Source organism: Eikenella corrodens, assembly GCF_900187105.1.
Lineage (GTDB): Bacteria > Pseudomonadota > Gammaproteobacteria > Burkholderiales > Neisseriaceae > Eikenella > Eikenella corrodens.
Genome location: NZ_LT906482.1, coordinates 1,793,767 through 1,819,622, shown reverse-complemented (window position 1 = coordinate 1,819,622; position 25,856 = coordinate 1,793,767). Strand labels below are relative to the sequence as shown.

Annotated in this window: 31 protein-coding genes, 6 tRNA genes and 1 pseudogene; 26 read left to right on the top strand and 12 right to left on the bottom strand. The window is 56.4% G+C overall.

Going from position 1 to position 25,856, the window contains the following annotated elements:
* The first annotated feature begins 68 nt into the window (after window positions 1–68).
* From CKV94_RS09190 to CKV94_RS09170, 5 genes are all read left to right on the top strand, one after another.
* Window positions 69–977, top strand: a complete 909-nt coding sequence (locus CKV94_RS09190; protein ID WP_003821869.1) for an AAA family ATPase — start codon at window positions 69–71, stop codon at window positions 975–977.
* Window positions 974–1,882: a DUF58 domain-containing protein gene (locus CKV94_RS09185; RefSeq protein ID WP_003821870.1), complete on the top strand. Its 909-nt coding sequence runs from the start codon at window positions 974–976 to the stop codon at window positions 1,880–1,882. The genes CKV94_RS09190 and CKV94_RS09185 overlap by 4 nt, the downstream gene beginning before the upstream one ends.
* 303 nt (window positions 1,883–2,185) lie before the next feature.
* Window positions 2,186–2,650 carry a hypothetical protein gene (locus CKV94_RS09180; protein WP_003821872.1) on the top strand — a complete coding sequence of 155 codons (465 nt, stop codon included), beginning with the start codon at window positions 2,186–2,188 and terminating at the stop codon, window positions 2,648–2,650.
* Window positions 2,651–2,653: 3 nt separating this feature from the next.
* Entirely contained in the window at window positions 2,654–3,109 is a 456-nt protein-coding gene (locus CKV94_RS09175) for a phage tail protein (protein ID WP_003821873.1), read from the top strand.
* A gap of 2 nt (window positions 3,110–3,111) precedes the next feature.
* Entirely contained in the window at window positions 3,112–4,332 is a 1,221-nt protein-coding gene (locus tag CKV94_RS09170) for a contractile injection system protein, VgrG/Pvc8 family (RefSeq protein ID WP_003821876.1), read from the top strand.
* A 25-nt stretch (window positions 4,333–4,357) separates the two neighbouring features.
* On the opposite strand, the gene CKV94_RS09165 is transcribed toward CKV94_RS09170, so the two are convergent.
* The 4 genes from CKV94_RS09165 to CKV94_RS09150 all read right to left on the bottom strand — a co-directional run bounded on the left by CKV94_RS09165 (window position 4,358) and on the right by CKV94_RS09150 (window position 6,886).
* Window positions 4,358–5,596, bottom strand: coding sequence for a thermonuclease family protein (locus tag CKV94_RS09165; protein WP_003821877.1), 1,239 nt, complete (start codon window positions 5,594–5,596; stop codon window positions 4,358–4,360).
* A 21-nt stretch (window positions 5,597–5,617) separates the two neighbouring features.
* A complete protein-coding gene (locus tag CKV94_RS09160) occupies window positions 5,618–5,917 on the bottom strand; it encodes a hypothetical protein (RefSeq protein ID WP_003821879.1) in 300 nt (99 codons plus the stop codon).
* A gap of 6 nt (window positions 5,918–5,923) precedes the next feature.
* On the bottom strand, window positions 5,924–6,157 hold the full coding sequence (locus tag CKV94_RS09155; RefSeq protein WP_169838806.1) for a YdcA family protein: 234 nt from the start codon (window positions 6,155–6,157) through the stop codon (window positions 5,924–5,926).
* 63 nt (window positions 6,158–6,220) lie between these two features.
* Window positions 6,221–6,886, bottom strand: a complete 666-nt coding sequence (locus CKV94_RS09150) for a LexA family transcriptional regulator (protein ID WP_223417303.1) — start codon at window positions 6,884–6,886, stop codon at window positions 6,221–6,223.
* Between the two features lie 131 nt (window positions 6,887–7,017).
* On the opposite strand from CKV94_RS09150, the gene CKV94_RS09145 reads away from it, so the two are divergent.
* The 18 genes from CKV94_RS09145 to CKV94_RS09065 all read left to right on the top strand — a co-directional run bounded on the left by CKV94_RS09145 (window position 7,018) and on the right by CKV94_RS09065 (window position 16,162).
* Window positions 7,018–7,227, top strand: coding sequence for a type II toxin -antitoxin system TacA 1-like antitoxin (locus CKV94_RS09145; RefSeq protein WP_003821882.1), 210 nt, complete (start codon window positions 7,018–7,020; stop codon window positions 7,225–7,227).
* Between the two features lie 44 nt (window positions 7,228–7,271).
* Window positions 7,272–7,784: a hypothetical protein gene (locus CKV94_RS11225; RefSeq protein ID WP_003821883.1), complete on the top strand. Its 513-nt coding sequence runs from the start codon at window positions 7,272–7,274 to the stop codon at window positions 7,782–7,784.
* Window positions 7,774–8,253: a YmfL family putative regulatory protein gene (locus CKV94_RS09135; RefSeq protein ID WP_003821884.1), complete on the top strand. Its 480-nt coding sequence runs from the start codon at window positions 7,774–7,776 to the stop codon at window positions 8,251–8,253. The genes CKV94_RS11225 and CKV94_RS09135 overlap by 11 nt, the downstream gene beginning before the upstream one ends.
* Window positions 8,234–8,527 carry an ogr/Delta-like zinc finger family protein gene (locus CKV94_RS09130; RefSeq protein ID WP_003821885.1) on the top strand — a complete coding sequence of 98 codons (294 nt, stop codon included), beginning with the start codon at window positions 8,234–8,236 and terminating at the stop codon, window positions 8,525–8,527. The genes CKV94_RS09135 and CKV94_RS09130 overlap by 20 nt, the downstream gene beginning before the upstream one ends.
* A gap of 69 nt (window positions 8,528–8,596) precedes the next feature.
* Window positions 8,597–9,055: a hypothetical protein gene (locus CKV94_RS09125; RefSeq protein WP_003821886.1), complete on the top strand. Its 459-nt coding sequence runs from the start codon at window positions 8,597–8,599 to the stop codon at window positions 9,053–9,055.
* A complete protein-coding gene (locus tag CKV94_RS09120) occupies window positions 9,055–9,303 on the top strand; it encodes a hypothetical protein (RefSeq protein WP_003821887.1) in 249 nt (82 codons plus the stop codon). Before CKV94_RS09125 ends, CKV94_RS09120 begins: the two co-directional genes overlap by 1 nt.
* The gene (locus CKV94_RS09115; RefSeq protein ID WP_003821888.1) at window positions 9,296–9,706 is read left to right on the top strand and encodes a hypothetical protein; all 411 of its coding nucleotides are present in this window, start codon (window positions 9,296–9,298) and stop codon (window positions 9,704–9,706) included. The genes CKV94_RS09120 and CKV94_RS09115 overlap by 8 nt, the downstream gene beginning before the upstream one ends.
* Window positions 9,699–10,007 carry a hypothetical protein gene (locus tag CKV94_RS09110; protein ID WP_003821890.1) on the top strand — a complete coding sequence of 103 codons (309 nt, stop codon included), beginning with the start codon at window positions 9,699–9,701 and terminating at the stop codon, window positions 10,005–10,007. The genes CKV94_RS09115 and CKV94_RS09110 overlap by 8 nt, the downstream gene beginning before the upstream one ends.
* Window positions 10,004–10,234 (top strand): hypothetical protein, encoded by a 231-nt coding sequence (locus CKV94_RS11220; protein ID WP_035579726.1) that lies wholly within the window; start codon window positions 10,004–10,006, stop codon window positions 10,232–10,234. Before CKV94_RS09110 ends, CKV94_RS11220 begins: the two co-directional genes overlap by 4 nt.
* A complete protein-coding gene (locus tag CKV94_RS09100; RefSeq protein WP_035579729.1) occupies window positions 10,206–11,129 on the top strand; it encodes a DNA methyltransferase family protein in 924 nt (307 codons plus the stop codon). Before CKV94_RS11220 ends, CKV94_RS09100 begins: the two co-directional genes overlap by 29 nt.
* Before the next feature lie 17 nt (window positions 11,130–11,146).
* Complete coding sequence (locus CKV94_RS11215) at window positions 11,147–11,395, top strand: hypothetical protein (protein ID WP_003821893.1); 249 nt, start codon at window positions 11,147–11,149, stop codon at window positions 11,393–11,395.
* Window positions 11,392–11,583 carry a type ISP restriction/modification enzyme gene (locus CKV94_RS11315; protein ID WP_003821894.1) on the top strand — a complete coding sequence of 64 codons (192 nt, stop codon included), beginning with the start codon at window positions 11,392–11,394 and terminating at the stop codon, window positions 11,581–11,583. The genes CKV94_RS11215 and CKV94_RS11315 overlap by 4 nt, the downstream gene beginning before the upstream one ends.
* A complete protein-coding gene (locus tag CKV94_RS09090; RefSeq protein ID WP_003821895.1) occupies window positions 11,583–11,867 on the top strand; it encodes a hypothetical protein in 285 nt (94 codons plus the stop codon). The genes CKV94_RS11315 and CKV94_RS09090 overlap by 1 nt, the downstream gene beginning before the upstream one ends.
* A gap of 68 nt (window positions 11,868–11,935) precedes the next feature.
* Window positions 11,936–12,244: a MazG-like family protein gene (locus tag CKV94_RS09085; protein ID WP_003821896.1), complete on the top strand. Its 309-nt coding sequence runs from the start codon at window positions 11,936–11,938 to the stop codon at window positions 12,242–12,244.
* Complete coding sequence (locus CKV94_RS09080; protein ID WP_003821897.1) at window positions 12,241–12,453, top strand: DNA translocase FtsK; 213 nt, start codon at window positions 12,241–12,243, stop codon at window positions 12,451–12,453. The genes CKV94_RS09085 and CKV94_RS09080 overlap by 4 nt, the downstream gene beginning before the upstream one ends.
* Before the next feature lie 43 nt (window positions 12,454–12,496).
* On the top strand, window positions 12,497–14,791 hold the full coding sequence (locus CKV94_RS09075) for a replication endonuclease (RefSeq protein WP_003821898.1): 2,295 nt from the start codon (window positions 12,497–12,499) through the stop codon (window positions 14,789–14,791).
* Window positions 14,792–14,872: 81 nt separating this feature from the next.
* A complete protein-coding gene (locus CKV94_RS09070; RefSeq protein WP_003821899.1) occupies window positions 14,873–15,088 on the top strand; it encodes a DUF4224 domain-containing protein in 216 nt (71 codons plus the stop codon).
* A gap of 33 nt (window positions 15,089–15,121) precedes the next feature.
* A complete protein-coding gene (locus CKV94_RS09065; RefSeq protein ID WP_197696257.1) occupies window positions 15,122–16,162 on the top strand; it encodes a tyrosine-type recombinase/integrase in 1,041 nt (346 codons plus the stop codon).
* A gap of 150 nt (window positions 16,163–16,312) precedes the next feature.
* Here CKV94_RS09065 and CKV94_RS09060 read toward each other — a convergent pair.
* The 7 genes from CKV94_RS09060 to recB all read right to left on the bottom strand — a co-directional run bounded on the left by CKV94_RS09060 (window position 16,313) and on the right by recB (window position 20,861).
* Window positions 16,313–16,403, bottom strand: a tRNA-Leu gene (locus CKV94_RS09060).
* Window positions 16,404–16,431: 28 nt separating this feature from the next.
* Window positions 16,432–16,509: transfer RNA gene (locus CKV94_RS11210), tRNA-Cys, on the bottom strand.
* Between the two features lie 80 nt (window positions 16,510–16,589).
* Window positions 16,590–16,663 (bottom strand) — tRNA-Cys (locus CKV94_RS09055).
* A gap of 43 nt (window positions 16,664–16,706) precedes the next feature.
* Window positions 16,707–16,782: transfer RNA gene (locus tag CKV94_RS09050), tRNA-Gly, on the bottom strand.
* Between the two features lie 27 nt (window positions 16,783–16,809).
* A tRNA-Gly gene (locus tag CKV94_RS09045) sits at window positions 16,810–16,885 on the bottom strand.
* A gap of 23 nt (window positions 16,886–16,908) precedes the next feature.
* A tRNA-Gly gene (locus CKV94_RS09040) sits at window positions 16,909–16,984 on the bottom strand.
* 151 nt (window positions 16,985–17,135) lie between these two features.
* Window positions 17,136–20,861 carry an exodeoxyribonuclease V subunit beta gene (gene recB, locus CKV94_RS09035; protein WP_003821902.1) on the bottom strand — a complete coding sequence of 1,242 codons (3,726 nt, stop codon included), beginning with the start codon at window positions 20,859–20,861 and terminating at the stop codon, window positions 17,136–17,138.
* A 477-nt stretch (window positions 20,862–21,338) separates the two neighbouring features.
* Here recB and CKV94_RS09030 point away from each other — a divergent pair, with 477 nt between their 5' ends.
* From CKV94_RS09030 to imm45, 3 genes are all read left to right on the top strand, one after another.
* Window positions 21,339–22,589, top strand: a complete 1,251-nt coding sequence (locus CKV94_RS09030) for an NAD(P)/FAD-dependent oxidoreductase (RefSeq protein ID WP_003821904.1) — start codon at window positions 21,339–21,341, stop codon at window positions 22,587–22,589.
* Between the two features lie 199 nt (window positions 22,590–22,788).
* On the top strand, window positions 22,789–24,144 hold the full coding sequence (gene trhP / locus CKV94_RS09025; RefSeq protein WP_035579870.1) for a prephenate-dependent tRNA uridine(34) hydroxylase TrhP: 1,356 nt from the start codon (window positions 22,789–22,791) through the stop codon (window positions 24,142–24,144).
* Between the two features lie 103 nt (window positions 24,145–24,247).
* A complete protein-coding gene (gene imm45 / locus CKV94_RS09020; RefSeq protein ID WP_003821908.1) occupies window positions 24,248–24,529 on the top strand; it encodes an Imm45 family immunity protein in 282 nt (93 codons plus the stop codon).
* Between the two features lie 35 nt (window positions 24,530–24,564).
* Here imm45 and CKV94_RS09010 read toward each other — a convergent pair.
* A pseudogene (locus CKV94_RS09010) lies at window positions 24,565–25,854 on the bottom strand (ISL3-like element ISPpu12 family transposase).
* Window positions 25,855–25,856 lie beyond the last annotated feature (2 nt).

The following is a 25,856-nucleotide window of genomic DNA, read 5'->3' as shown; positions in this document are numbered from 1 at the left end:
TCATAAGCGCCACCGCAAAAACATTTTCAGGTAGCCTCACTCACACCACAACTCAAACTATCCACACCATGAATCCCTACTTACAAAACGTCTTCTCCCAACTCAACAGCCTGATTCTCGGCAAAGAAACCGTTCTCCAACACCTGATGGCCTGCATCCTGGCCGACGGCCACGTTTTGCTCGAAGACGTACCCGGCGTGGGCAAAACCACCCTCGCCCACGGCCTGGCCGCCGTGCTCGGCCTCGGCTACCGCCGCGTCCAATTCACCAACGACATGCTGCCCGCCGACCTCCTCGGTATCAACGTTTTCCAACCTGCCGACGGCCAATTCAAATTCCATCCCGGCCCCATTTTCCACCACTTCCTGCTGGCCGACGAAATCAACCGCGCCTCGCCCAAAATGCAATCCGCCCTTTTGGAAGCCATGGAAGAAAAACAAGTCTCTGTAGACGGTAAAACCTACCGCCTGCCCAAACCCTTCTTCGTGATCGCCACCCAAAACCCCATCGAGCAGCTCGGCACCTTTCCCCTGCCCGAATCCCAGCTCGACCGTTTCATGATGCGCCTCTCACTGGGCTACCCCTCCGCCGAAGCCGAACGCCGACTCTACGCCCAAGGCGACCGCCGCCAACTGCTGCCCGCGCTCAAAGCCATGTGCAACGCCGAAATCCTGTTCCAATGGCAGGCACAGGCCGCCCAAGTAAAATGCTCGCAGCAGGCTGCCGATTATGTTTACCGGCTGGTGCAATCCACCCGCCAGCCCGGCCTGTTCGTTACCGGCCTCAGCCCGCGCGCCGGGCTTGCCGTGGTCAAAGCCGCCAAAGCCTGGGCCTTCCTGGCCGGCCGCGATTATGTGCTGCCGGAAGACATCAAAGCCGTATGGATAGCCGTGGCTGGACACCGCCTGCAAACCCTGCAGCCCCAATCCATCTCCCAGCTGCTGGAACAAATGCTGCTTCAGGTAGCCGTATCGTGAGCGCCAACCAATACAGCCCGCGCCTGCGCGACCTGCGCCTGCGCCCCACCCGGCTCGGCATCAGCCTGGCCGCCATGATTGCCCTGTTGTGGCTCGTCGGGCTCAACTATCAGGTAAACCTCGCCTATATCGTCGCCTTCTGGCTCGCCGGCTTCCTGTTTGTCGGCACCCTGCTCAACTGCCTCCAGCTGCTCGGCCTGCGCCTCGACCTCACCCTGCCCGAGGAACTCTTCCAAGGGCAGCCTGCCGATATCCAACTCTTCCCCGCCCCCTCAATCAAAGCCCGCCACCGCCAGCTTTGGTTTGCCCCCGAAAGCCGCCGCAACACCGATCCCGAATACCGCGCCGCCCTCTTCACCGCCAAGCAGCCCCAACCCTTCATCTGGCCCGTGCTGCCCGCACGGCGCGGCCGCCTGATCCTGCCCCCGCTGCGCTGTGCCAGCGTGTGGCCGTTTGCCGTGAGCAGCGTCGAATGTGTCTGGCACTGGCCCGACAACGGCCTCGTCTACCCCGCCCCCAAGCCGCACACCGCCCCGCCCGGCAGCACCCCGGCCGAAGAAGGCGAGCCGCGCCGCAAACTCGGCGGCAACGAAGACCTCGCCTTCCTGCAAGACCACCAACCCGGCACCTCCCTGCAACATATCGCCTGGAAAAGCTACGCCAAAAGCGGCCGCCTGCTCGACAAACACTTCGAAGAACCCGCCTTCCACGCCGCCGACCACATCATCAGCTATGCAGACTACCCCGCCGGCACCAGCGCCGACCGCCTCGCCGGCCTCCTGTGCTACCGCGTGCTCGAAGCCCACGGCCGTGGCCAGCGCTACACCTTAATCCTGCCCGGCCAAACCATTCCCCCGCAAAACGGCCAGCGCGAAAAATGCCTAGCCGCGCTGGCAGTAATGTAAGTAGTTATGTGTATCAGGAAATACCGCATTGGGGCTGAACAGCAGCAAGGCTTGCCAGCTGACGGCATGGACTCCATGCGCACCCTTGTTTAGACAAGATTGATTAAAGGCTACCTGAAAAGTTTCAGGTAGCCTTTAATCATCAGAGATAAATAACTACCTGAGAAATCCATATCCTACTTTCAGGATTCTAGATGGATGCTGCACAAACCATTACAACAAATTGAATTTATTTGATTATTTATTTCCAGCTATCTCACAGTAATACCGATAGAATATGTATGGAATAATGGCATCAAATCCATGCTGCCAGACCTCTCCGGCGTGTGGCGGCAAACCACCAATCTGTTTAACGGCCTAGGCAACAGCGCCCGCCGTGCACCCGGCGCGGTCGGCAATATCGTCGGCGGCCGCGTCGCCAAAGGCTTTTCCATCGGTGGCTACACTGGCGCGGGCGGCATCAACCAAATTGCCGGCCTGGTGCATCGTGGTGAGGTAGTATTTTCCCAAGCCGACGTGCGTCGCTTTGGCGGTTGGCGCGCTGTAGAAGCCTTGCGCACCGGTGGCCTGCGTGCCCTGCAGTCTTTAGGTGGCGGCAATGCCAGCCCAGCGCCTGCTTTGGCTGGCGCCGGCGGCGTTACTATTAACGTCTATGCCGCCCCAGGCCAAGACGAGCGCAGCATCGCCCGTGCCGTGGCCGCCGAATTGGATAAACGCCAAGCCCAGGCTGCCCGCCGCGCTAACTCACGCTACCAAGACAAGGATTAACCCATGCCCCTCGCCACCCTCGGCTTTTTCGTATTCCACACCGCCACCATCCCCTACCACGGCATCGACCGCAGCCAAAGCTGGCGGCATCCGCACAAAAGCATTGTCGGCAACGACAGCCCGCCGCCATCGCAATACACCGGCAAAGAGCCGGACACCATCACTATTCAGGCCGAACTGCGCCCGGAAGTTACTGGCGGCGATATGAGCATCAACCTGCTGCGCAGCATGGCCGATGGTGGCAAGCCGTGGCCGCTCATCCTCGGCACCGGCCAACTGCTCGGTAGCTACGTCATCACCGATATTCAAGATAAGCAAAGCCAGCTGATGTATGACGGCAAAGCACGCGCCATCAGCTTTAGCATGAGCCTGAAAAAAGTAGCCGACCACGCCTTCGGCTTGGAAGGTGAAGCGCTCGGCCTTGCCGTCGGCATGGTGCGCAGTTTGGTAGGAGTGTAGTCATGAGCCTGCTCGACACCGTGGCAGAAACCGTCAACAAAGTATTTGCCACCCTCACCGACAGCGGCGGCCGCCACCTCACACCCATTGCCCGCCTCACCATCAACGGCCAGCCATTCGGCAGTGCTACCTCCGCCCGCATCGTCAGTATCGACCTTACGGACAAGCGTGGCTTCGAGGCCGACGAACTCACCATCGAGCTTGACGACTATGATGGCGCCATCGCCATCCCTAGTCCGGGCAGTAAAATCACCCTGCATCTCGGCTATCAGGAAACCGGCATTGTTGATAAAGGCGAGTATCTATTTTCCGAGTTCACTCACACCGGCGCCCCCGACCGCCTAAACATCACCGCCCGCGCCGCCGACCTTGCCGAAACCCTTGCCCAGCAGAAAGAGCGCAGCTGGCACAAAAAAACGCTCTATCAAATCGTCGAAGCCATCGCCAAAGAGCACCGCTATCAATACCGCATTGCCGAGCAATACAAGCAGGAAACCATCGCCCATATCGACCAAACCAACGAAAGCGATGCCAGCTTCCTTTCCCGTCTCGCCGAGCGCTACGATGCCATCGCCACCGTCAAAGCCGGCCGCTTGCTGTTTATCCCAGCCGGTGAGGCGCAAACCGCCGGCGGTGCGCCCATCCCGCCGCTCACCATCACCCGTGCCAGCGGCGACAATCACAGCTTTAACTACTCGGCCACCAACGCCTACAATGCCGTCCGCGCCTACTACACCGACAAACGCACCGGCCGCCGCAAAGAGGTCGTTATCAACAAAGACAACCTCGAGCCCCAGCGCAAAACCGAAACCCGCAAAACCCGCCGCCGGCGCAGAAACAGCAGCCACACCATCACCCGCACCGTTGAAACCACCCGCCGCATCAACACCGACGGCCTCAAAATCAAAACCCTGCGCCATCTATACGCCAGCGAGCAAACCGCCCTCACCGGCGCCCGCGCCGCTTTCCGCCGCCTTTTGCGCGGTGCCGCCCAATTCAGCCTAACCCTGGCCGTCGGCCGCCCCGACCTCACACCGGAAACACCCGTCAGCGTTTCCGGCTTTAAGCCCGAAATCGACAGCCAGCAATGGCTCATCAAAGAAATCAGCCACCGCCTCGACAGCAGTGGCTACAGCTGCGGCATCCAGCTCGAGGGGCAAATCAACCTAGACGAACCGGCAAATGGCGGGGAGAAACCAACACCCAGCAAAAAGGCTACCTGAAAATTTCAGGTAGCCTGAGCTATGCCTAGCAAATACTCTCACACGGTATCCCATCATTATCCCCATCCAACCGCCGCACACCGCATTGCCGCAAATAAAACATCGCTTCTGCACAACTATTCATCTCTCTGCAGAAACGTTTGCTGCCGCAGCTAAAACCGCGCGCATTCCGTTCCTGCGCTAAGCGCCCGCTGCGCTGTTGATGCGGCTCGGCTGTCGGTAGTGTGGCAACCTGTTCCCGCTGTGGTCGCACACCTCGCCGCCAGTCGCTCGGGTAGATGTAACCGTTTTCACTCCATAGCCCGAGATTTTCCCGCGTCGCCTCATCCTGCATCTCTTGATAAGCCGTATTCGTCATGTATTCTTTATATGCCCAAGCCATACCGGCTTGCACCATCAGCATATTGATATTTTGCCCACTCTCGTCGTACACCTCGGCCAGCGTTCGCCCATAGCGGTCAAATCCACTTTCCTCAAGCCGTACCGTCTGCCCGTAGATATATTCGGAGAGTGTTGATTTGGCTTTTTGTCCGAAAGGCTGCCCTTTCTCTGGAGCATCAATTTGCGCCATCCGCACCGTGACTTGCCGCCGCCCATTAGTCAGGCAAGTAAACGTATCCCCATCCTTAATTCCAACCACTCGGCAGGTATGTTCTGCTGCCGGGCTGTTCTCGCTGGCGGCAGTCTCTGCCGTCTGCTGTGCCACATTTTGAGTCGTTGCGCTCGCCGTGCTGGCAATTTCTGCCGCTGGTCGAGTATCAGCCGCCGCCATCAACCCTACCACCGCCGCAGAAGCAGGCTGGCTGGCAGGAGCAGCATCGGCATAATTGGGCTGGGGAGTAGAGACTGCTTCGGTGTTGGGTGTAGTCGGCATCAAAAGTGCGCCAACAAACAAAGAGCAAAATGCAGAAAGAAAAAATCCGAGAAAGAGAGAAGAGCGGCTGAATCCTTTACCGCTTCTTGAAAATCGGGCAAACAGCCCAGGAAAAACCAACCCGACTACCGAGCAAATCAATAACAACAAACTGGATAGAATCAATACTCCGCCAATTGCGGCAGAGAAAGAGGCCGCCGACGTAATAGCCACGCCGTAGAACATTGCCACAACTGATGCCGCATTAAACCCAAGAAACAGCAAAAACCGGTTATAAACTTTGCCGGTTTTAGAAAAACGGACAAACCATCCCGGGGAAACCAGCCCCACCAGCGCGGCAATCGATAATACAAATGCCGCCAGCATAAACAGCCCGCCGAAAACCATCATCTTTTCTCCTCGTTGTTTTAATTATGACTGCCGATTTCTAAATGCCTGAATACTCTCCGCCACCAAATACCACACAAACAACATCAACCAAATCAGCGGCGCAAATATCAGTAACAACAGCGGCCAGCCCTTTTGCGCCGCCCGCTCTGCCGGAATGGTGGTGCGGTGATAAATCTTGTTATACATCGCCCGCTTCGGGTTGCTAACCATCCCTAATCCGCGCGGCATTTTTATGCCTAACTTGTGCCGCACCATACGCTTGAGCGACGTGCGCGCCGCAATCCGGCGCTTGAGCGATGGCGTGCGGATGCCGAATTTCATGGTGCATCAACGGCGGCGATGCTGGCGCGGCTTACGCTGCGGCGTTGCCTGCTGCTGGCGACTGTTGTTTGCCTGTGCGCGGGTTGCCGGGCGGTCGTAGCCAACACACATCCGCCGCGATTGACTGATGCTGCCGTCTCGACACACAAACTTACTGCCCGAACAGTAAGCAATCCCGCCCTTGCGCCCACTGCACGGCTCACGCCCGCGCGCATCGGCAGAAACAGAAATAGCCAGCAAGCAGCCGGCTATCACAGCAAAAACAGTTTTATTCATTTTCGCTCTCTCACTTTGTCAAAGTAATCACACCACTCTACCAATTTTGGTATGACAAAAACCGATAATCGCAAAATCATCCGGTGGTGTGTTCGGATCAACATATTCCGTTTCGTAAATCGGGTTGTCGCTGCTGATGCGCAACCGCCCGTCGGCCAGCCATTGCAGCCGCTTAATGCGCAACGCACCATTCAAGCGCAGCACGAATACGCCGTCGCCGCGCTGATGTGTCAGGTCAACGAGCACGATGTCGCTGGTTTTCAGGCCGGGGCTCATGCTGTCGCCTTCAATCGGCAGACAGGCCAGCTGGCCGGCAATTAGATCCTCACGCTCCAGCCACTCCGCATCAAACGGTATCTGCTGAATGACATTTTCGGCGTCAAAAAAACTACCATGCCCAGCGCTCACCGGCACGTCATACAACGGCACCAATACAACGCTAGGGGTAGCTTTGCCTGCAGCTGTGTTTTTATCTGATTCACCTTTGCCAAGAATTAACCAATCCAGTGAAACGCCAGTCTGTTCAGCAATCTTTATACATTGTTCAAGTGGCACAACACCCCGCTGTTTGTAACCTACAACGGTTGATGCGTTTATGCCTAATTTATGAGCAAAGTCTTTATCACTTGATGCGGACAATGCTAATTTTGCGCGTTCTAGCATGGTTAAAAGCAAATTTAAATTACCTTTCAAAACAACAATAAATTGCTAAAGGCTAATTAAATTGCGTTTTGGCTGTTTACAAATTTGCTAATAGGCAATATAGTGCGCATCACCACAACGCGAAACCATAACGCCTATTAGGCGAGAAAGGCAATTATAAAATGAACCGCCAAAATGTCAAACCGGAGCCGACTAGGCGCCGTCGCAATAACAGCCCGATTATTCAGGCTGTAATCAACAACCCCGAAGACTTAGCACTTATCAAGCAGGCTGCCGCTATTAACGGTGCCGCCGTCTCGGGTTTTGTCCGCACTGCCGCCGTTAAGGCTGCCCGCCAAGTAGTGGCTGCCGAATCGGTAACTGCATCCTAAGCCCTTTCAGGCTACCTGAACACCAAGACACGAAAGGGCTAATCATGGCAAAAATCCAATACAGCAAAAAACTGCGCCGCCTCAAAATGCGCCTGCAGAGACTCAATCAGCGCATCGCCGAAGCCTATAAGGCCGCGCCCGATGAAATCATCAGCACCCCGTTTGATTGTGCAGCTTCAGCCGCGAATCCAGCGTTGCCAACGCTTCCTCAATCACCTGCTGCGCCTCTTCCGGATCCGGGCTGCACAGCATCAGTCCAAGCGTCTGTTCCTCCACAACCAGCTCCGCAATCCGATCTCGAATGCCAGCTTTATCGCCGTTGCATCCAGCTAAAAAGCTACGCAGCAAAGCAGCAATTAGCAGTTCTTGAGCGTCGAGTTCTTTCTCTGCACGGCTCAATCGTGATGATGTTGCGCGGAGCATCTTCTCAAGCTCGTCGTAAGATAGTTTCTGATTCATTTTTGAGATCCAGTTATTTTGATAATTGGTTAGCAAAGCAAGAAGAGCTTATCACGGATTTAGATCAACTGCTGAAAGGGATGACTGATGACGCCTAACCCCATCAATCAAGCCATCCGCACGATGGCACAGTCGCCCAACGGCGGCTACGCCGCCAGCGCCGCCATGCTCGGCATGACTACTGCCGCACTGGAAAACCGACTCTACGAAGTCAAAGGCCAGCGCATCGGTATCGCCGAAGCCATGCTGCTGCAACGCCTCACCGACCGCACCGATTTTGCCGCCGCCGTGGCTGCCGAAAGCGGCGGGGTATTTGTACCGGTGCCGGAAATGGATGCGGCCGCCCTGCTCGGCGAAGACATCCGCGACCACCTGCACGGCGCGGTTGAAGAGCTCGGCCAGCTGTTCGTGCAATGGCGCGAATCCACTGCCGACGGCTTTTTAAGCCGCTCCGAAAGTGCCGAGCTGTGGGCGCAGGTGCGCAGCGTGGTAAACCGCCTGGTATCTGTGGCCGCCCTCACCGACCGCATCTATGGGGATTTTTCAGATGCCGCTGAAAAACCGTAACCAACACGAGCCGGGCAAATTCCGCGTTCAGGTAGCCTGCCCCAACTGCGGCCACCGCTGCCTAGTGCGCGGTAGCAGCAAGCCGAGCCAGCTCACGCGCCAATATTATGTTTGGTGCACCAATCACCTTTGCGGCTGGCGTGGTTTGGGTATGTTTGAAATCATCAAAACCACCCATGAGCCGCCCACCCCGCTGCGCCACGGCACGCTACCTGAAACAGTAGATGCCAGCTTTTTCATCAATCCCCCGCCCGTAGAAGACCAATTATTTTAAGCCTGCCGCTGCCGCTTGCTGCGTGCAGCAGGGTTTTTGCCGCCCTAAAAAAGGGAAAGGAAAAATAAAATGCAATCAATTCAGCAATTTGAAAAACCGCGCCCCGCTGGTTATACGCAAGCCGCTTGGGATTGCCGTAATCAGATGTTGGCTAAATTAGCCGAACATGTGCCCATGCAAACCGCCGCCCCGCGCCAGCCGATGGTGCACGAATTGCCGGCCAACCAAATCGCCAGCCGCCTGCTCACCCCGAAGCAGGCAGAAGGGGTGGAAATTGTGCAAAAGCTGTGCGGCCACATCCACCGCGCTACCGCCCAAATCAACACCACCCTCATCACCTACGAGCTGCCGGTGGGCACGCTCTGCCTGCCGGAGGTAGCCAATCTGTTGTGGCAGCTGGACGAGTGCATCATCGCCGCCCGTGCCGCCGCCCGCCGCCTCGGTATCCGCGCCGTGCAGCCGCAAGTGCGCCTCACCGCTACGCCGCTCAAGCTCGCCACGCCAAACAGACAAAGGGAGGCTGCCTGATGAATGCCAGCCAACAGCAAGCCGTGATCCGTCTCGGCAACCGCCTCTACCGCGATGCCATTGCAGCCGCCAATGCCGCTCTGTCTGATGGCGTAAGCGGCCACCTTGCCACCGCCGCCTATAACCAGCTCGCCGGTGTGTGGGAAACCATGCAGGCCGTGCACAGCCCGGACAGTACCGCCGCCGACCACATTAGCTACCTCATCGACCAGCTTAATCAACGCCAAGGAAACCGTAATTATGATTAGCCCTACTCCCGATTTTCAGGTAGCCAAAATGATTCAAGCCAACGCCGCTGAAAGCATCCGCCGCGTGTATGCGCAAGCTGATGGCGCCTGTGCACTATATGAACCGCTGCAGCAGCTTGCCGACTGCCTGCACTCTGCCGGGGTGTCGTTTCAAATGGGCTGCTTTGCCGATTACAGCACCATTACCCTGCTATTCGATATTGAAACAGTGGAGCAAGACGTTCGCGTCGACCGCGCCGTGCAAGAGTTTATTGAGGAGAGTGGCTGGGAGCTGCGCCGTAGCGAACCAAAAGAGCCGAACGGGTACGACATCACATTGATTTATGTTTGGCTGCGTCATCCGAGCAAACTGTCAGAAGCCATCAACCTAGAACTTCGCTACTTAGGAGAAAACCATGTCTAAAGCTGCCGCCATATTGCTTGGCATCATCATCGGTATACCGGCTGGCGAATACATCAACGATACCTATCGCGCCAACCAGCAAGCCGCCATGCAGGCCGAGCTGGACAACGCCGAACGCCGCGCCGGCCTGTATTTCCAAGTAAACCAAGATTTGCAGCACCAAATCACCGCTGCCGATCTTGCCACCGAGCAAGCCCGTGCCGATTGCCGCACCCGCCGCCAGGCTGCCGCCTTGGCCGACGCTACCAGCCGCGATCCGATGGCTGGGGTAGTTCTGGAACCAGTAGGAGGTGGCCAATGAATATCCACATCCGTACCTGCGTTTATCACGATTCAAGCAGTAAAGGCCTCAAACACGGTATCAAACATAAGCGGCATGACTGCTGGCGCGGCGAAATCAGCATTTGGCAGCACGATACCGACGGCAAATTACAGCGCATCCGCCGCATCCGAAAACGTTTTCCTACCCCAGAGCAAGCCAGAGAATGGACAAAATCCAATGACCTTTCAAGAGCACAACAACCGTAAAAACGCCGACAAATTCGCCGAATACATCACCGGTGAAACCCTGCGCCGCTTCGTGGCTGATACCGTGCGGCGCTTTGCCGGAGACCATCCTTCCGTGTTGGACGGTGCGGCCGGCAGCGGCCAGCTCGAGCAGTTCGTGCAGCCGTCTGAGTTTGAGGCAGTTGAAATCCAGGAGTCCGCCTGCCAAGCCCTCCGGCAGAATTATCCGCATGCCGCCGTCAGCCATACCAGCTTTTTCCTGTACCGGCCGCAGCGCGAGATGGACTGCGCCATCATGAATCCGCCGTTTTCGCTCAAGTTCAAAGACCTGCCAGACAGCGAAAAACTGGCGGTGCAGCAGCTGTTCCCGTGGAAAAAGTCCGGCTGCCTAGACGACATCTTCATTCTTAAATCTCTGCAGCAAGTGCGCCGTTTCAGCTTTCAGGTAGCCTTTCCAGGTATTGCCTATCGTGCCGCCGAAGCGCGGATGCGGCAAACCGTCGGCTGTCGTCTGGCCGAACTGTGGACAGTCGAGAACGCCTTTGAAGACACGAAAATCAACGTACTCTTTATTGTCATCGACAAGCAAAAAGACACCCCTGAATACCGCAGCGGCGTGTATGACTGCACCGCCGCGCAAATCGTTTGTGAGCAGCGCGAAAGCTTGGACGAGGCCTGCAATTGGCCGTTGCCGCGCCGCCCCGTTGAAGCTGAAGCCAAGATGAGCGAGGCCGCCATTGACGCGCTGAATCAAGCCGTGCTGCAGAGCGACATCAAACGGCTGGAAAACAGCTTGGAATGGCAGCTGAGCCTTATCAGCCTGTTCGGTGCCGCCATCGACTTTTTGCATATGCTGGCCGAAATCCGCCGACTGTGCAACCAATATGAAGAACGTTTTTATGCAATCAAATCATAAGTAATGGGAGTAGAGGAATGAGTCAAACCTGCCGCACTTGCCGCCATTGGCAAACCAGTCAAGCCGGAAAAGATGGCGAACCAAAACCAGCGCCCATGCTGCGCCACGGTTTTGCCGCCTGTACGCAAGGCGAATGTTTCAACTTCCTGCCATCTCACCGCCCAGCCTGCGGCAAATACCAAGCCATCAGCCAAGCCGCCCGGCGCCGCCGCGAAGAAGTAATGGCAGATCTAGAGCTAAAAAATTCAGGCTACCTGAAAAAATGAACTCACCACCCATCCCGCCTTTCGGCAACAACCTAGTTATCTGCACCAGCAGCACGCCAGCCGGATTTTCCTGCCTGATAACCGACCAAATCCCAGATTTAAACATCGTTCCGTCCGCGCAGTGTTTCCCTATGTTTATTTATGAGTGGATAGATGAAAACGAGCCTAAACAACAGGAGCTATTTTGATGAACCTCCAAGACATTCTGGCCAAACTGTTTGAAAAGCATAAGGTGCTGATAAACGAGAAAGTGATGCACCGCGAGCCTGCTCTGGCCGAGGGTGGCTTCATGTATCAATACGCCTGCCTCGACACGCTGGCTGAAATTGCCGAGCAGGCCGGATTTCCAGACCTCGCCAAAGATATTGACTATGCAGTGATTGCAGCCGATGTGCGCCGCAAACAGCGTGGTTTGCACAAATGCACCTGCCGCCGCACCGATTTATTCGACAATCAAAAGAAGGCTACCTGAAGGTGATGCGTTGGATAGGCCAGCGCATCCGGCAATTAATCCCAAGCAATCCAAATTAAGGAGCAATCATGATCCAAACATTCCAGCAAATCCGCGAATGGGCAGAAGCCCGCAACCTTATCAACGGCAGCGACAGCTTCCGCCAACTCGCCAAGCTTACAGAGGAGACAGGCGAGCTGGCCGCTGATATTTCCAAATGCCGACAGCGCGCCAAGATAGCCGACAGCATCGGTGATTGCGTGGTAGTGCTCACCATCCTTGCTGCCCAGCAAGGGTTGAAAATCGAGGATTGCATCGCGCAGGCCCATGAAGAGATTAAAGACCGCCGAGGGGTAATGCGGGATGGTGTGTTTGTGAAAGAAGAGGATATGCAATGAGTGTAAAAGAGCAAACCAAACAAGCCGCACTCGAATTTATCAGGCTACCTGAAAATCACAGCGGCATTACTATCAGCAAACTCCAACGTGCTCTGCGCATCGGCTATGCCGAAGCTGCTTCAATTTTGGATGAGTTGGAGGATGAGGGTGTGGTTTCGTGCACAGATATAGATTTCCGCCGCCACCTGATAACCAAAGAGGCTACCTGAAAATCCGCAACTACTAACCTGCAACCAACCGCCACCATCCGTCATGCTCACCCAAGTTACCCCGTTTGCCCAGGAATTTTTAGACAAGATGCCAGCCGCCATCGCCGAGATGGCGCGGCAGCGTTGGCTGAAGATTGCAAACGTGAAACCGGTGTGCAAACCCCATGCGCTGCAATATGAGTACAGCGACAGCGCGGCCAACTTATGGCTCTGTGAATTTGCTCGCCCGTTTATGTGGAATCCGCTGCCGCTGGATTTAAACGCATCAGACGACGACATTCGCAGCTATGCCGACAAGCAGGCTGCTTTGTTCCGCAGCCGCGCTATGTATGGCATGAATGTGTTGAAACAGCTCAAGTTGGCAGAGGAGCAGGGATTGGATGATTGGAAAAGCCGCTTTGCCGAGCAAATCAAAGCCAACAACTGGGAGGCGATTACTCTGCGCCTGCAAGATGCTCGCTGGTGGCGTCGTTTCCTGCGCCGTGCCATCGGCCGCCGCCTAGAAACCCTGCTGCGCAAAGACTTCAACCTTATCCACCGCCGCCATTGGCTCTATGTTTCTGCGCCATCGCTGCAGCGCCGCCGCCAGCAAAAACACCGCAACCGCATGATGCTCGAATCGCTGCAGATGGTGAATGAGCTGGGGCAAACCTTCACGCTGGCCGAGCTAGTGGAAAAATCCAATGCCAACCCAGCTATCCGCCGCGCCGAGCTGATGACCCGCATTGCCGGTTTTGAATACATCGCCCGCGAAACGGGACACATCGGCGAATTTATCACCTTAACCTGCCCCAGCCGATTTCATGCGGCGCATCATGTTTCAGGTAGTCAAAACAGCAAATACGACGGCAGTACGCCAGCCGAAGCGCAAGCCTACCTGCAAAAAGTGTGGGGGCGCATCCAAGCCTCGCTGCAGCGCCAAGAGATTGCTGTGTACGGCTTTCGCGTGGCCGAGCCTCACCACGACGGCACGCCGCATTGGCACGGCTTGTTTTTTATGCCGAAAGAGCACCGCCAAGCCTTCCGCCGCACCGTTGCCCGCTACGCCTGCCGCGACAGCCGCGAAGAGCTGGGATTAGATTACTTTGAGACCAAGGCCGCAGCCATCGAGCAGGCTAAATTGATTCAAGCCACCCAGCGCCGCCGTGCTATTGAGCATGGCGGTCATGTGTCTAGCATTAAGTCGCTGCTGGCCGATATGCAGACCGAAGCCGGTTTTTGGGCGGCGGCCGACTACCGAGCCTTTCGGCAGGTGGATGCCCGCGTTAATTTTAAAGCCATCGATTGGCGGCGCGGCACGGCAGCGGGCTACATTGCCAAATACATTGCCAAAAATATCGACGGCAAAAACACGCTGGGCGACAGCGTGGGCATCGACTACGAAGCCGATGGCCGCAACGTGGTGGAAACTGCCGAGCTGGTGGATGCTTGGGCATCACTGCACGGCATCCGCCAGTTCCAGCAAATCGGCGGTGCTCCCGTTACCACTTGGCGCGAGCTGCGCCGCGAGGGCATGACTGCGGGCGACTACAACGACACGATTGTCCGCGCTGCGCTGGCCGCCGATGCTGGCGACTGGGGAAAATTTACGATGATTATGGGTGGCGCTACCGCCAGCCGTTCTGCCCGCCCTATCCGCCTCTACAAAGAAGACCCGAAAGAACTTAACCGATACCAAGAGCCGCGCCCGCCAATGATTCGCGGGGTGTTTGAGCCGGAAACGGGGCTTGTGAAAATTAGCCGCATCCACGAATGGCAGATGCTACAGGGCGGCAAAGCCGCCCCTTGGACTGGTGTCAATAACTCTACGAAATCGAAAAAAGTGGGAGAAGTAGCTGATTTTGAATTAGAAGATGATAAGGTTTTTGGGGAAAATCCATATCGCGGTATGGAGCCGCCGCGTTGCCACATCCCGCTACTGCGTGAAGAGATACTGCAACAGATAGATCGGGTGCTGGAAAGCGAAGCGCCTGCGATTATTAAAGAGCGTGAAATCACCATTTTGCACGGGGCGCTGAATGATTTAACTGCCAAGCCCGCCATTAACAGCCGCGAAGCTGCCGCTCAAGTTGCCGCAGCCCGTGCCGCCGCCGAGCAAACCCGGGCCCAATCCGATGCTACGCGCGAATACAAACACCACCTGCACCACCTCGACCGCCTTTCACCACCGGCCAACAGGCTACCTGAAACCGAGATTGACCTAACCCCATTTAAAACCCCGCATCGCCGCTGGCCGGCACCAAAACGCCACGATACCGCTGAAAGCGTGATGGCCGAGCTCGACACCCTGCTCGCCCGTCTCGAAACCGAACATGATGCGCTCTACATCGTGCATTGATTGTGGCTGGTTTCAGGCTACCTGAAAACCATGATTTAGCCGCCGCGCCCTTGGGTACGGCGGCCACCGGAGAAAATTAAGATGAGCGAAATGTTTTTAACTAGGGATGAGGTTGCCAGCCTCACCGCCTACAAGCGCTACGGGAAGCAATGCGACGTACTGCGCCAAATGGGCATCCCATTTATTATCAATCCAACCGGCCGCCCCATTGTCGTGCGCGCCGTGCTCGAGGGCAGGCCGGAGCAAGCTGCCAGCCCGCGCCGAAGATGGCAGAGTAGCAAAGCAAAACCAAATTAAACCATTATGAAACAGGCAATAAGAAATCTGCCCATGAGAATGCGGCAAAAGAAAACCAGTAGCGGCAAGGTGTATTTTTACTATGACACCTGCGCCAAGCCACGCAAGTGGCTGCCACTCGGATCGGACTTTTTCGAAGCCTTGCGCAAGTATGCCGACTACGAGCAGGAATACAGCCAAGAGCTGACCGCCCGTATTGAGCGCGAGGCCACTTTCCGGGTGGTAGCCGAGCGTTATGTGCGCACTGTACTGCCAACGTTGTCACCCAGGACGCAGTCGGATTACCTGTATCAGCTCAAATTTTTGTACGAGTATTTTGACGGCGATAACCCCGCGCCGATTAACCAAATTTTGAGTGTGGACATCTACGAATATTTGGAATGGCGGCAGGCGGCCAAAATCCGTGCCAATCGCGAAATCGCGCTGTTTAGCGTTATCTTTAATTGGGCGCGGAAATGGGGCTACACCAACAATGAAAACCCATGCCGTGGCGTGAATAAATACCAAGAGACCGGTCGCCATGTGTACATCACGGATGAGCAATATTGGAGGCTGTACGAGTGCGCCGAGCGGCATCTGCAACTGTTGATGCTGGTTGCATATTTTATCGGCCAGCGTGTGGCCGATTGCCTGAAAATACGCACCACAGATATTAAAGATGGGGAGCTGTGGATTGAGCAAAACAAGGTGCAAACCAAAGTCCGCATCAAACTCACCGGCGAGTTGGCAGAGGTGCTGGACTTGATTTTGCGGGAGAGGGGCGAGCAGAAACACGATTACTTATTTGTCTCGCTCGGCCGCCAGCGCCATCGCGGCCAGCCGATGACCTATGCCATGCTGCGCGGCGCAATGGATAGGGCCCGCGAAAAAGCTGGAATCGAAAAGGCAGCCTTCCAGTTCCGCGACCTCCGCGCCAAGGCAGCCACCGACACCGACGATGCCGTCGGCATCGAAGCCGCCCGCGTGCTGCTCGGCCACACTACTCAAAACATGACCAAGCGCTACATCCGCAACCGAAAAGGCCACCTCTCCGAGCCGGCCGTCAAGTTAAATAAAAACCGTCAGGCTACCTGAAAAAACGCACGGGAAACCGTGCTTTTTTCATGCGGCAAAATGCAGAAATGTAGAACAAGCCATAAAATGTAGAACAAAACCAAGGCCGAAAATACAGCAAAACCCGCTCAAAGCAGAGCGGGTTTTTGTATTTGGAAACAAGCTGTTTTGTGGTGCCCGAGACCGGAATCGAACCGGTACGCTCGTATTAAGGAGCGACGGATTTTAAGTCCGTTGTGTCTACCAATTCCACCACTCGGGCCGGGCTGTGGTTTGTCAGCCTGGATGATTGGAGGCGGGGGCGCGGATTTTAACCGGCCTATGCGAGGGTTGCACCCCACGCAGCATAAACACTCTGCCACCCCGCCGTGCTGATTGATGTATGGTTGATCTAACCAATACCGCGATGGCTATTTGCTGCCTGCGGCTTACATTCACTTTGGTATTTTGGAGGCGGGAGTCGGAATCGAACCGGCGTACACGGCTTTGCAGGCCGCTGCATAACCACTTTGCTATCCCGCCAAATTAGCTTTTGGCCGACTGTATCGGCCAAATTGCTAAAACTTGGAGCGGGAAACGAGTCTCGAACTCGCGACCTCAACCTTGGCAAGGTTGCGCTCTACCAACTGAGCTATTCCCGCGTAGCACCCGAATCAATAAGTGGATAGTGGAGCGGGAAACGAGTCTCGAACTCGCGACCTCAACCTTGGCAAGGTTGCGCTCTACCAACTGAGCTATTCCCGCTTGGGATTCGGATGATTGAAACTTGGAGCGGGAAACGAGTCTCGAACTCGCGACCTCAACCTTGGCAAGGTTGCGCTCTACCAACTGAGCTATTCCCGCTTGGGTGTTTTCCGGCTGCGCCGTACTTACGAAAGGGGCATATTATAGGCAGATTTGCCAAATAGTCAATATCCATTCTGGAAAACTTGGCTAAGGATTGTTATTTATGCTGATTTTTCTGCCACTCCTTGTCCTGCCGGCACGACTGCAGCTATTCAAGCCATTCCTGCAGAGCGGAAACGGGGATGTCCCAGCACCACAAGCCCTCCTGGCCATGCGGATTTAAGCCGCGCACAAACAGGTAACGCACATGGATGTATTCGGGCAGGGCTCGGCGTTGTTTCAGGTAGCGTGCGGTGGCTACGGCGTAAATCAGCGCTTGCAGGTAATAATGGTGTTCGCTCACCGCCGCGCTCATGGCGGCTCGGCCGTAATCGGCCAAACGGCTGCCCAAGTGATTGGATTTATAGTCGATAACGCATACCCTGCCGTTTTTGCCTGCGGCAATCAGGTCGATGAAGCCGTTGAGGAAACCAGTTACAGCGTGGAAATCCAGCTGCGGCAGGTGGGCGGCGGCGTTTTCAGGTAGCCCGATGTCGGAGCGGGCAAACCAGCGGCGCAGACGTTTCAAACCGAAATCGTGCAGGTGCAGCACGAAGCCCATTTCCGCCACGCGGCTATCGGCGGGAATATCGGCCAACTGCATATTCTCTGCCAACGGCACACGGCGCACGGCCTCTACCATTTCCAACACCGCCGGTAACCATGCTTCAGCCTCGAAGCCGTGTTTGTCCAAGATATCGGCATAGGATGCCGCTTGTTCGGCAGCGAGGTGGACAAAATCGGTTTGTTCCAAAATGCTGTGCAGGCAGATACCGGGCTGGGTACCAGCAGGGAAAGCTAGTAAGGCAGTTTCGGCCTCATTTAACCACAAGTTGCCCTGCCCGTTTGGCTGAACTACATTTTGGCCGTTGGCCCGCAACTCGTCGCTTACATTTTTGCTTCGCAGAAACTCGCTGCGCTCGTTTTCAGGTAGCCTCTCTGTTTCGGCAGCGGGGTTTTCATCGGCCAACAGGTTTTCAGGTAGCCACTCTTCGGCGGTCAGGGTTTGGCGGCTCAGGCCGGTAAAGCTAGTGTGGCGGATAAATTGCAGCGGCCGCTCGGGCAGCACAAGGGCGCGGTAACTGCCCTGCTGTTCGTTGCGGGCGCGGTAATTGGCTTCGGGCGGCTCGCCTTCCAACCATTGCAACTGGCCGGGCGCGGCACTTTGGATGCGCTTAAGCCAAGCCTGTCGCAGGGCTTCGGTCAGGGCTTGGCCTTTCAGGCCGCGCCAATCATCACGGATGGCTTGGCAGTCATCTTCGCCTATTTCGGCCAAGAGATAGGCGAAGGTGTTTTCCGGGGTGTTGCTGCAGGGGGCGGCGTAGAGCACGAGCTGCTCGCGGGCGCGGGTGAGCGCGACATACAGCAGGCGCAGGCGTTCGCCGAGGTCTTCTGCAAACAGCTGCCGCTCGTCTTCTTCGTCCAGCTGGGCTTTCGCCAACAACAGGTTGCGGCCGTTGCTTTGGCTGATGATGTTCCAATCTTGCACCAATTTGTCGCTGGTATCCCACACGAAAGGACAAAACACCAGCGGGTACTCCAGCCCTTTGGCGGCGTGCATGGTAACGATTTTCACCAAGTCTTCATCGCTTTCCAGCCGCAGCTGGTATTCTTTATTTCCCTTATCCTCCCTATCATTTTTATTTTCTTTGCTTTTCTTGTTTTTCTTGCTACTTTTCAGCCGCATTTCCAACCATTGCGCCAATGCGACTGGGCTGGCACATTCAGCAGCGGCCAGCGCCAAGATTTCGGCCAGCTGCCGGAAGTTGGTGAAACTGCGTTCGTTGCGGGTGTGCAGAAGATGCTGCTCGAGGCCGCTTTGGCGGGCAAAGCGGGTGAGCGCGGTGTAGATGCCGTGCTGCTGCCAGGCTTCAGCGGCGGTTTCGGCCAGGGTTATCCACTCGGCCAGGCGGTTTTCGTTGCCGTTCAATTCGGCCAGGTCTTGCGCGGTGTAGCCATAGAAAATGCCACCAAGCACGAAACGCAGGTATTCGGTTTGCTGCGGGGCCAGCCAAAACAGCAACAGGGCGTGCAGGGCTTCGGCTTCGGGCGTGTCGAACACCGATTGCTGTTGTAGCAATACGCTGCGCACGCCCCGACGTTTGAGCGCGCGCGCGACCATTTCTCCTTCTTCGTGTTTACGTACCAACACAGCAATTTGGCCGGGATGTAACGGTTTGTTTTTTTTACTATCTTTACCCTCAATCATGAGACTACCTGAAAAAGCTTGGTTTAATCTTGCAGCAATTTCGCGGGCACAATAGTTAGCAGAAAGTTCGCGCAAGAAATCTTTATTCGGCAGTTTGCCATCTTCGGCAGATGGATTGATCCAGCGCACGGCCACGGCGGCTTCGGGCGCAGGGCTGAGCAGGCTCTCGGCGCGGGCGGCCTGCACGGCGGGGTAGGCAATCTGCGGCAGCACGAAAGGGCGGCTGCGGGCGGCAAACAGATGGCCGATGCCGTTTACCAAATCGCGGTGGCTGCGGTAGTTGGTGTGCAGGGTATAGCTTTGCTCGGGGGCGGTATCGGCGGCAGCGGCGAGGTAGGCATGGATGTCGGCACCGCGAAAGCCGTAGATGGCCTGTTTGGGGTCGCCCACCAAAAATACAGGCACGCCTTGGCGGATAAAGGCGGTGTGGAAAATGGCGTATTGCAGCGGGTCGGTGTCTTGGAATTCGTCGATGAGCGCCACGCGCCATTTGGCAGCCAGGGCTTGGGCAAGCGCTTCGGCTTGCTCGGGATGTTCGGGGTTGGACAGGGCAGCATGCACGTCGAGCAGCAAATCATCATAGTCGCGGCGCGAGCTGCGGCGTTTGTCTTCGGCCAAACGGGTTTTCAGGTAGCCTAAACATTCGAGCTTGAGGCGGATGGCGGCTTCCTGCTCGGCATCGTCGATTTCGGCCAGGCGGCGGCCAAACACGGCCAAGGGTTGCAGTGCGGCGATGTCGGCTTCTTCAATATGCTGGTTTTTCCGGATTCTGTTGCGCAGGGCGTTTTCTTCAAAACACAGCAGCCTGTCCGGCTTGGAAAGCACGGGTTGTTCCAAACCTTCTTGTGCGGCTTGCCGGAGCTCGGTAAACAGGGTGTCGATGGAGGCATTGAATGTGCCGCCGTGAAGCTGCGGCTTGATGCGGCGGTACACGGCTTCGATTTCCTCCACATTCCGTTGCAGCTTCTGCCAAGCGGCATGGAGGCCTTTCTGTATTTGCGTCAGGCGGTTTTCAGGTAGCCTGTAGTCCAAAAAGGCGCGTTTGAGGCTACCTGAAAATTCGGCTAGCACGGAGGCGGGGGTGATGCCGAAGCGGGCGGCGATGCGCGCGTTTTGCGGGTGGTCGGCCACGTGTTCGCGCCAGAAATCCTGTGCGGCCACCAGGCGGGCGGCGGTGTCGACGGGGCCGGTTTCCAGCTCGAAGGGCACGCCGCACAAGAAGGCGTAGTCGCCCAGCACGCGCAGGCAGAAGCCGTGGATGGTGTAGATAGCGGCGGTATCGAAGCCGGACAGGGCGGCCTGCAGCTGCAGGATGAGTTTGCTGCGCTCTTGTTTGGCCAAGGCTTCGGCCAGCAGGTGTTGTAGAAACTCATCGGCCGGCGTCTCCCCGCTCTGCAGGGCAGCCAAAACTTCGCCCAGCCGGGCGCGCAGGCGGTTTTTCAGCTCGGCGGTGGCGGCTTCGGTGAAGGTAACCACCAGTATGTTTTCCGGCGCCCAGCCTTCGAGCACCACCAGGCGGGTGAACAGCGCGGCAATGCTGTAGGTTTTGCCCGTGCCGGCGGAAGCCTCGACAAGGTGGGTGCCCTGCGGCGGCAGCGGCAGTTGTGCAACGTGGAAATCCTGCATGGTGGAGTCCTTGGTGTTTCAAGTAGCCATGGATAATGGGCATTATTGTACGTCCTGTCCAGCAAGCTGTCTGCGGGCGTTAGCGGACAAATTTGCTGCCGATGCCGGGCTGTAAACCGCTAACAAGACTCGAAAGCACATTAATGCCAACATACGCTGTGGCAGGAATAAAGTTAATCCGCTAATTTAAAAATAAATATAGCTTGGCAGAGTAATTGCTTTCAGGTAGCCTATAGGCCTATTGCTTACCGGGCAACACTGCTCAAACAGGCAAAGGTCGTGCCGTGTTGCCCACGGCGGTTGGTTTTGGACAATTTTTGTCCAATTATTAATAATCATAAATAGTTTTCAAACCATTCAAGCCCATGCTGCCATGTAATGGAAGGCAATGGCTGATTGGCTGAAAACAAATAATCTTGCCACTACTTACAACCAACCAATTGCAGCTGAGCAGAAACCAATAATTAAAGGGAAAACATGATTCAGCATTACGACGTCGTTATCATCGGCGCCGGCCCCTCTGGGGCAGTGGCGGCTGCTTTATTGAACAAGCGGGGATTCAATGTTTGTGTGGTGGAAAAGCAGCATTTTCCGCGTTTCGTTATCGGCGAGAGCCTACTGCCGCATTGCATAGAGTTGCTGCATGAGGCCGGCTTCCTACCTGCCGTGCAGGCCGGATTCGGCTTTCAATATAAAAACGGCTTCGCTTTCTCCTGGGGCGAACGCAACACCAGCTTCAAATTCACCGATAAATTCTCCTCCGGCCCATCCACCGCATTCAATGTAGAGCGTGCCCGTTTCGATAAAATCCTGATCGACGAAGCCATCAAGCAAGGCGTAACCGTACAGTTCGGCTCCACGGTGAAAGCCTTCGACAACCATGGCGATTTCGCCAAACTGGTGGTGCAGCAGGAAGGCGGCGATCCTTATGTGCTGGGCGCGCGTTTCGTGCTGGATGCCAGCGGCTACCACCGCGTGTTACCGCGCATGCTCAGCTGGGACATTCCTTCCGACCTGCCTGTACGCCACGTGCACTTTACCCATATCGAAGACCACATCACCGATCAGTCCTTCGACCGCAATAAAAACCTAGTGTGCGTCCACCCCGAACACCGCGATATTTGGCTGTGGCTGATTCCCTTCTCCAACGGCCGCGCTTCAATCGGCGTGGTGGGGCTACCTGAAAAACTCGGGCAGGAAAGCTCTGCCGTTATCCTGAAAAAATTTGCCCTGGAAGTGCCGTTCCTACGCCGCATTTTGAAAAACGCACAATGGGATAACGACTTCCCCTTCATCTACCTGCCTGGCTATTCCGCCAGCGTAAAATCGCTCTACGGCCGCCACTTCGCCCTATTGGGCAATGCCGCCGAATTCCTCGATCCGGTATTCTCCTCCGGCGTTACCATCGCCACCCACTCGGCCAAGCTCGCCGCCGATTTGGTGGCTCGCCAACTGAACGGCCAGCAGGTGAACTGGCAAAACGAATTCGCCCGCCCGCTGATGTCTGGCGTAAACGTGTTCCGGCACTATGTGGAGGCTTGGTATTCCGGCACGCTGCAAGACATGATTTTCAGCGGCCAGCGCACGCCGGAAACCGACCGTATGCTAAGCGCCGTGTTTGCTGGCTATGTGTGGGATCAAAACAACCCCTATGTGCACGATGCGCAACTCTTCACCTCGCAGATTTGGGAGCCCGCGCCCAAACACGACACCGCCGAAGCCGGTTAGCCGCCGTTTTGCGCTATAATCCGTTTTACTGCCGCTTCTGTGGAAGCCAAAGTTTTAGCTTCGCAGAAACTTCGTTTTCAGGTAGCCTGCTTAAGGGGCTACCTGAAAATCGTTTAAAGCATCTCCGAATAACTTAAAGGCTACCTGAAAGCAAACCGCTTCTATTCCGATTACCCCCTTATCCCATTTGAATCACGCCATGAAATCTCCCGAACTCCTTCTCCCCGCCGGCGGACCCGAGCGTATGCGTACCGCCTTCGATTACGGCGCCGATGCCGTGTATGCCGGCAGCCCGCGCTATTCCCTGCGTGCCCGCAACAACGAATTCGCCAAGCTCGACGTATTGCAGGCCGGCATTACCGAAGCCCACGCACGCGGTAAAAAGTTCTATCTCACCGTCAACACCCTGCCGCACAACAGCAAGCTCAAAACCTTTGTGGCCGATATGGAGCCGCTGGTTGCCATGAAGCCAGACGCGCTGATTATGGCCGACCCCGGCTTGATTATGGTTACCCGCGAACGCTGGCCAGATATGCCCATCCACCTCTCCGTGCAGGCCAACACCACCAACTACTGGGGCGTGAAATTCTGGCAGAAAATCGGCGTGGAACGCATCATCTTGTCGCGCGAATTGAGCATGGAAGAAATCGCCGAAATCCGCCGAGAATGCCCCAATGTCGAGCTCGAAGTATTCGTACACGGCGCACTCTGCATCGCCTACTCCGGCCGCTGCCTGCTCTCCGGCTACTTCAACCACCGCGACCCCAACCAAGGCACCTGCACCAACTCCTGCCGCTGGGACTATAAAGTCCACCCCGCCGAAATCGACGAAATGGGCGACGCCCGCCTGCTGCAAGGCTTTGATTTCAACAAAGCCCAAGAAGAAGCCAACGCCGCCTTCGAAGGCATCAACGGCCAAGTGCGCCACCCCGCCGCCAATAAAATCTTCCTCATCGAAGAGAGCAACCGCCCCGGCGAAATGATGCCGATTATGGAAGACGAACACGGCACCTACATCATGAATTCCAAAGACTTGCGCGCCGTAGAGCAAGTGGCCGAGCTCGCCCGCATCGGTGTGGACAGCCTCAAAGTGGAAGGCCGCACCAAATCCGTGTACTACGTCGCCCGCGTGGCCCAGGCCTACCGCAAAGCCATCGACGACGCCGTAGCCGGCCGCCCCTTCGACTACAGCCTGCTGGCCGAACTCGAAGGCCTCGCCAACCGCGGCTACACCTCCGGCTTCCTCGAGCGCCACCAAACGCAAGACTACCAAAACTACCTCACCGGCCATTCCGTAGCCAAACAGAGCCAATACGTCGGCCACGTTACCGAAATCGACGCCGAAGGCTGGGCCACCGTGGAAGTGAAAAACCGCTTCGCCGTGGGCGACACGCTGGAAATCATCCACCCGCAGGGCAACCAAACCATCGTGCTACAAGCCATGAAACGCAGGGGCGAAGCGGCGGAAGTGGCCCCCGGCAACGGCATTCAAGTGCAGATTCCGAATATGGCGGGCAAGGATAAGGCGCTAATTGCAAGAATATTGAATCCTTAACCCGTCTGCCGAATCAGGGTTTAAAGGCTACCTGAAAACTGTTGCCAATCATTTCAGGTAGCCTATATTTCAGAAACGCCCAGCACTGGCATAAGGCTCAATCATGAAAAAACTGCTTGATTATCACGGCAACTTGAAGCGTGGAATGGTTCTTCGCCTGCCTGGCGCATATCCGCATGAGGAATATGTTGATTTGATGTTGGTGGAGCTGCCAGATGGCGACAGAAGGTTTGGTTTGCTGGTTGCCACCGGCCATAAGGCGGGATTGGTTTTGGTGAAACTGCCGCAAGAAGCCGAGCTGGCTGGCGCGTCAGGTATCAGCCGGGAATGGGTGGTAGATAATTGGAATCGATGGATATATGGGGTATACGGATTTAATGGTTGATGGGGCACCTTCACCCCATCAATCTGATACCACCCTCAGATGGTTGATAGATCGACTCCGTAGTTGAGTTCCTCTGCGAAGTCCGGCAGTCCGTAACCGATGGTTTTCTTGTAGAAAGGAGAGACCTTCGCAGTCGGTGCCTTCTTCTTGTGCTTCGTGGTGTAGAGCATTCGTGCCCGCATCACCTCGAAGGAGTAACCGCGCCCTTCACGGTTCTTGTCCTTGGCCAGTCGGTTGATGGACTCCGTGTAAGCGTTGGTGACGGGCATGTCCATCTCGAAGTAGGTCATGGTCTCTTCACGCCAGTTTCCCACTGCCCTGACCAGATCGCTCCAGACTTCCTTTTGGCCCTTCGGGATGGTGGCTATCCACTCGTCCAGGGCGGCTTCTGCCTGGAGCCGTGTGGTGGCGTCCCAGATGCCGTAGAAGCGCTCCTTGTGCTCGTAGGCGGCCAGCAGTTGCGGGAACGCGCCTGTCCAGGTCTCCATGATGAGGCGCTCCCGGTCTGAGACTTCGTGAGCGCGTTTCAGCAGGATTTTCCGGTCTCCCTTGAGAGTCCGGCTCTGGGACGGTTTCAGCTCCTTTCTGAGGCCCTTGCGCACTCTCTCTAGGGCATCGTTGGCCATGCGCACCACATGGAACTTATCGACCACGATACGGGCCTGGGGCAGTACAGCCTTGACCGCTGCCCGGTAGGGGTTCCACATGTCCATGCTGACGATCTCGACCTTCTGCCGGTCTTTCAGCTTCATCAGGTAGTTGGTCACCACGTCCTGGCGGCGGGTGGCCAGCAGGTCGAGCAGGGTTCGCTCCTCAATGTTGGTCAGAATGCAGCGGTAGCGCTTGTTCAGGTATAGCTCGTCAATGCCCAGGATGCGGGGCGTCTCGAAGCGGTGCCAGCGCCCCAGGAACTCGGCGCGGGCGTTGAAGATGTCGCGCACCGTCTTCTCGTCCAGGCCGGTCTGTGCCGCCACAAAGGTGTAGGGGTGGTTGAAGGATTCCTTCTCCACGTACTCATGCAGCCGCAGTGTCATACGGAATCCGTCCACCATCTCCGGTAGCTGGGGCCTGAATGTTGTCTTGCAGGCCCGGCAGGTGTATCGGCGGCGGACCACCCAGAGAGTGACCCGCTTGCCGTGGATGGGCAGATCACGATAGGGAACGTCACGCTTGCCGAACCGTACGAACTCACCCTACACGCCGCATTCCTCGCAGGCAATGGGATCGGGCACGTCCACCTGGAAGTGCATTTCGTCGTCGGTTGATTTGCAGCCCAGTACTTGGTATTGCGGCAGGTGAAGGATGTTGTCGGGAAGTTCGGTCATGG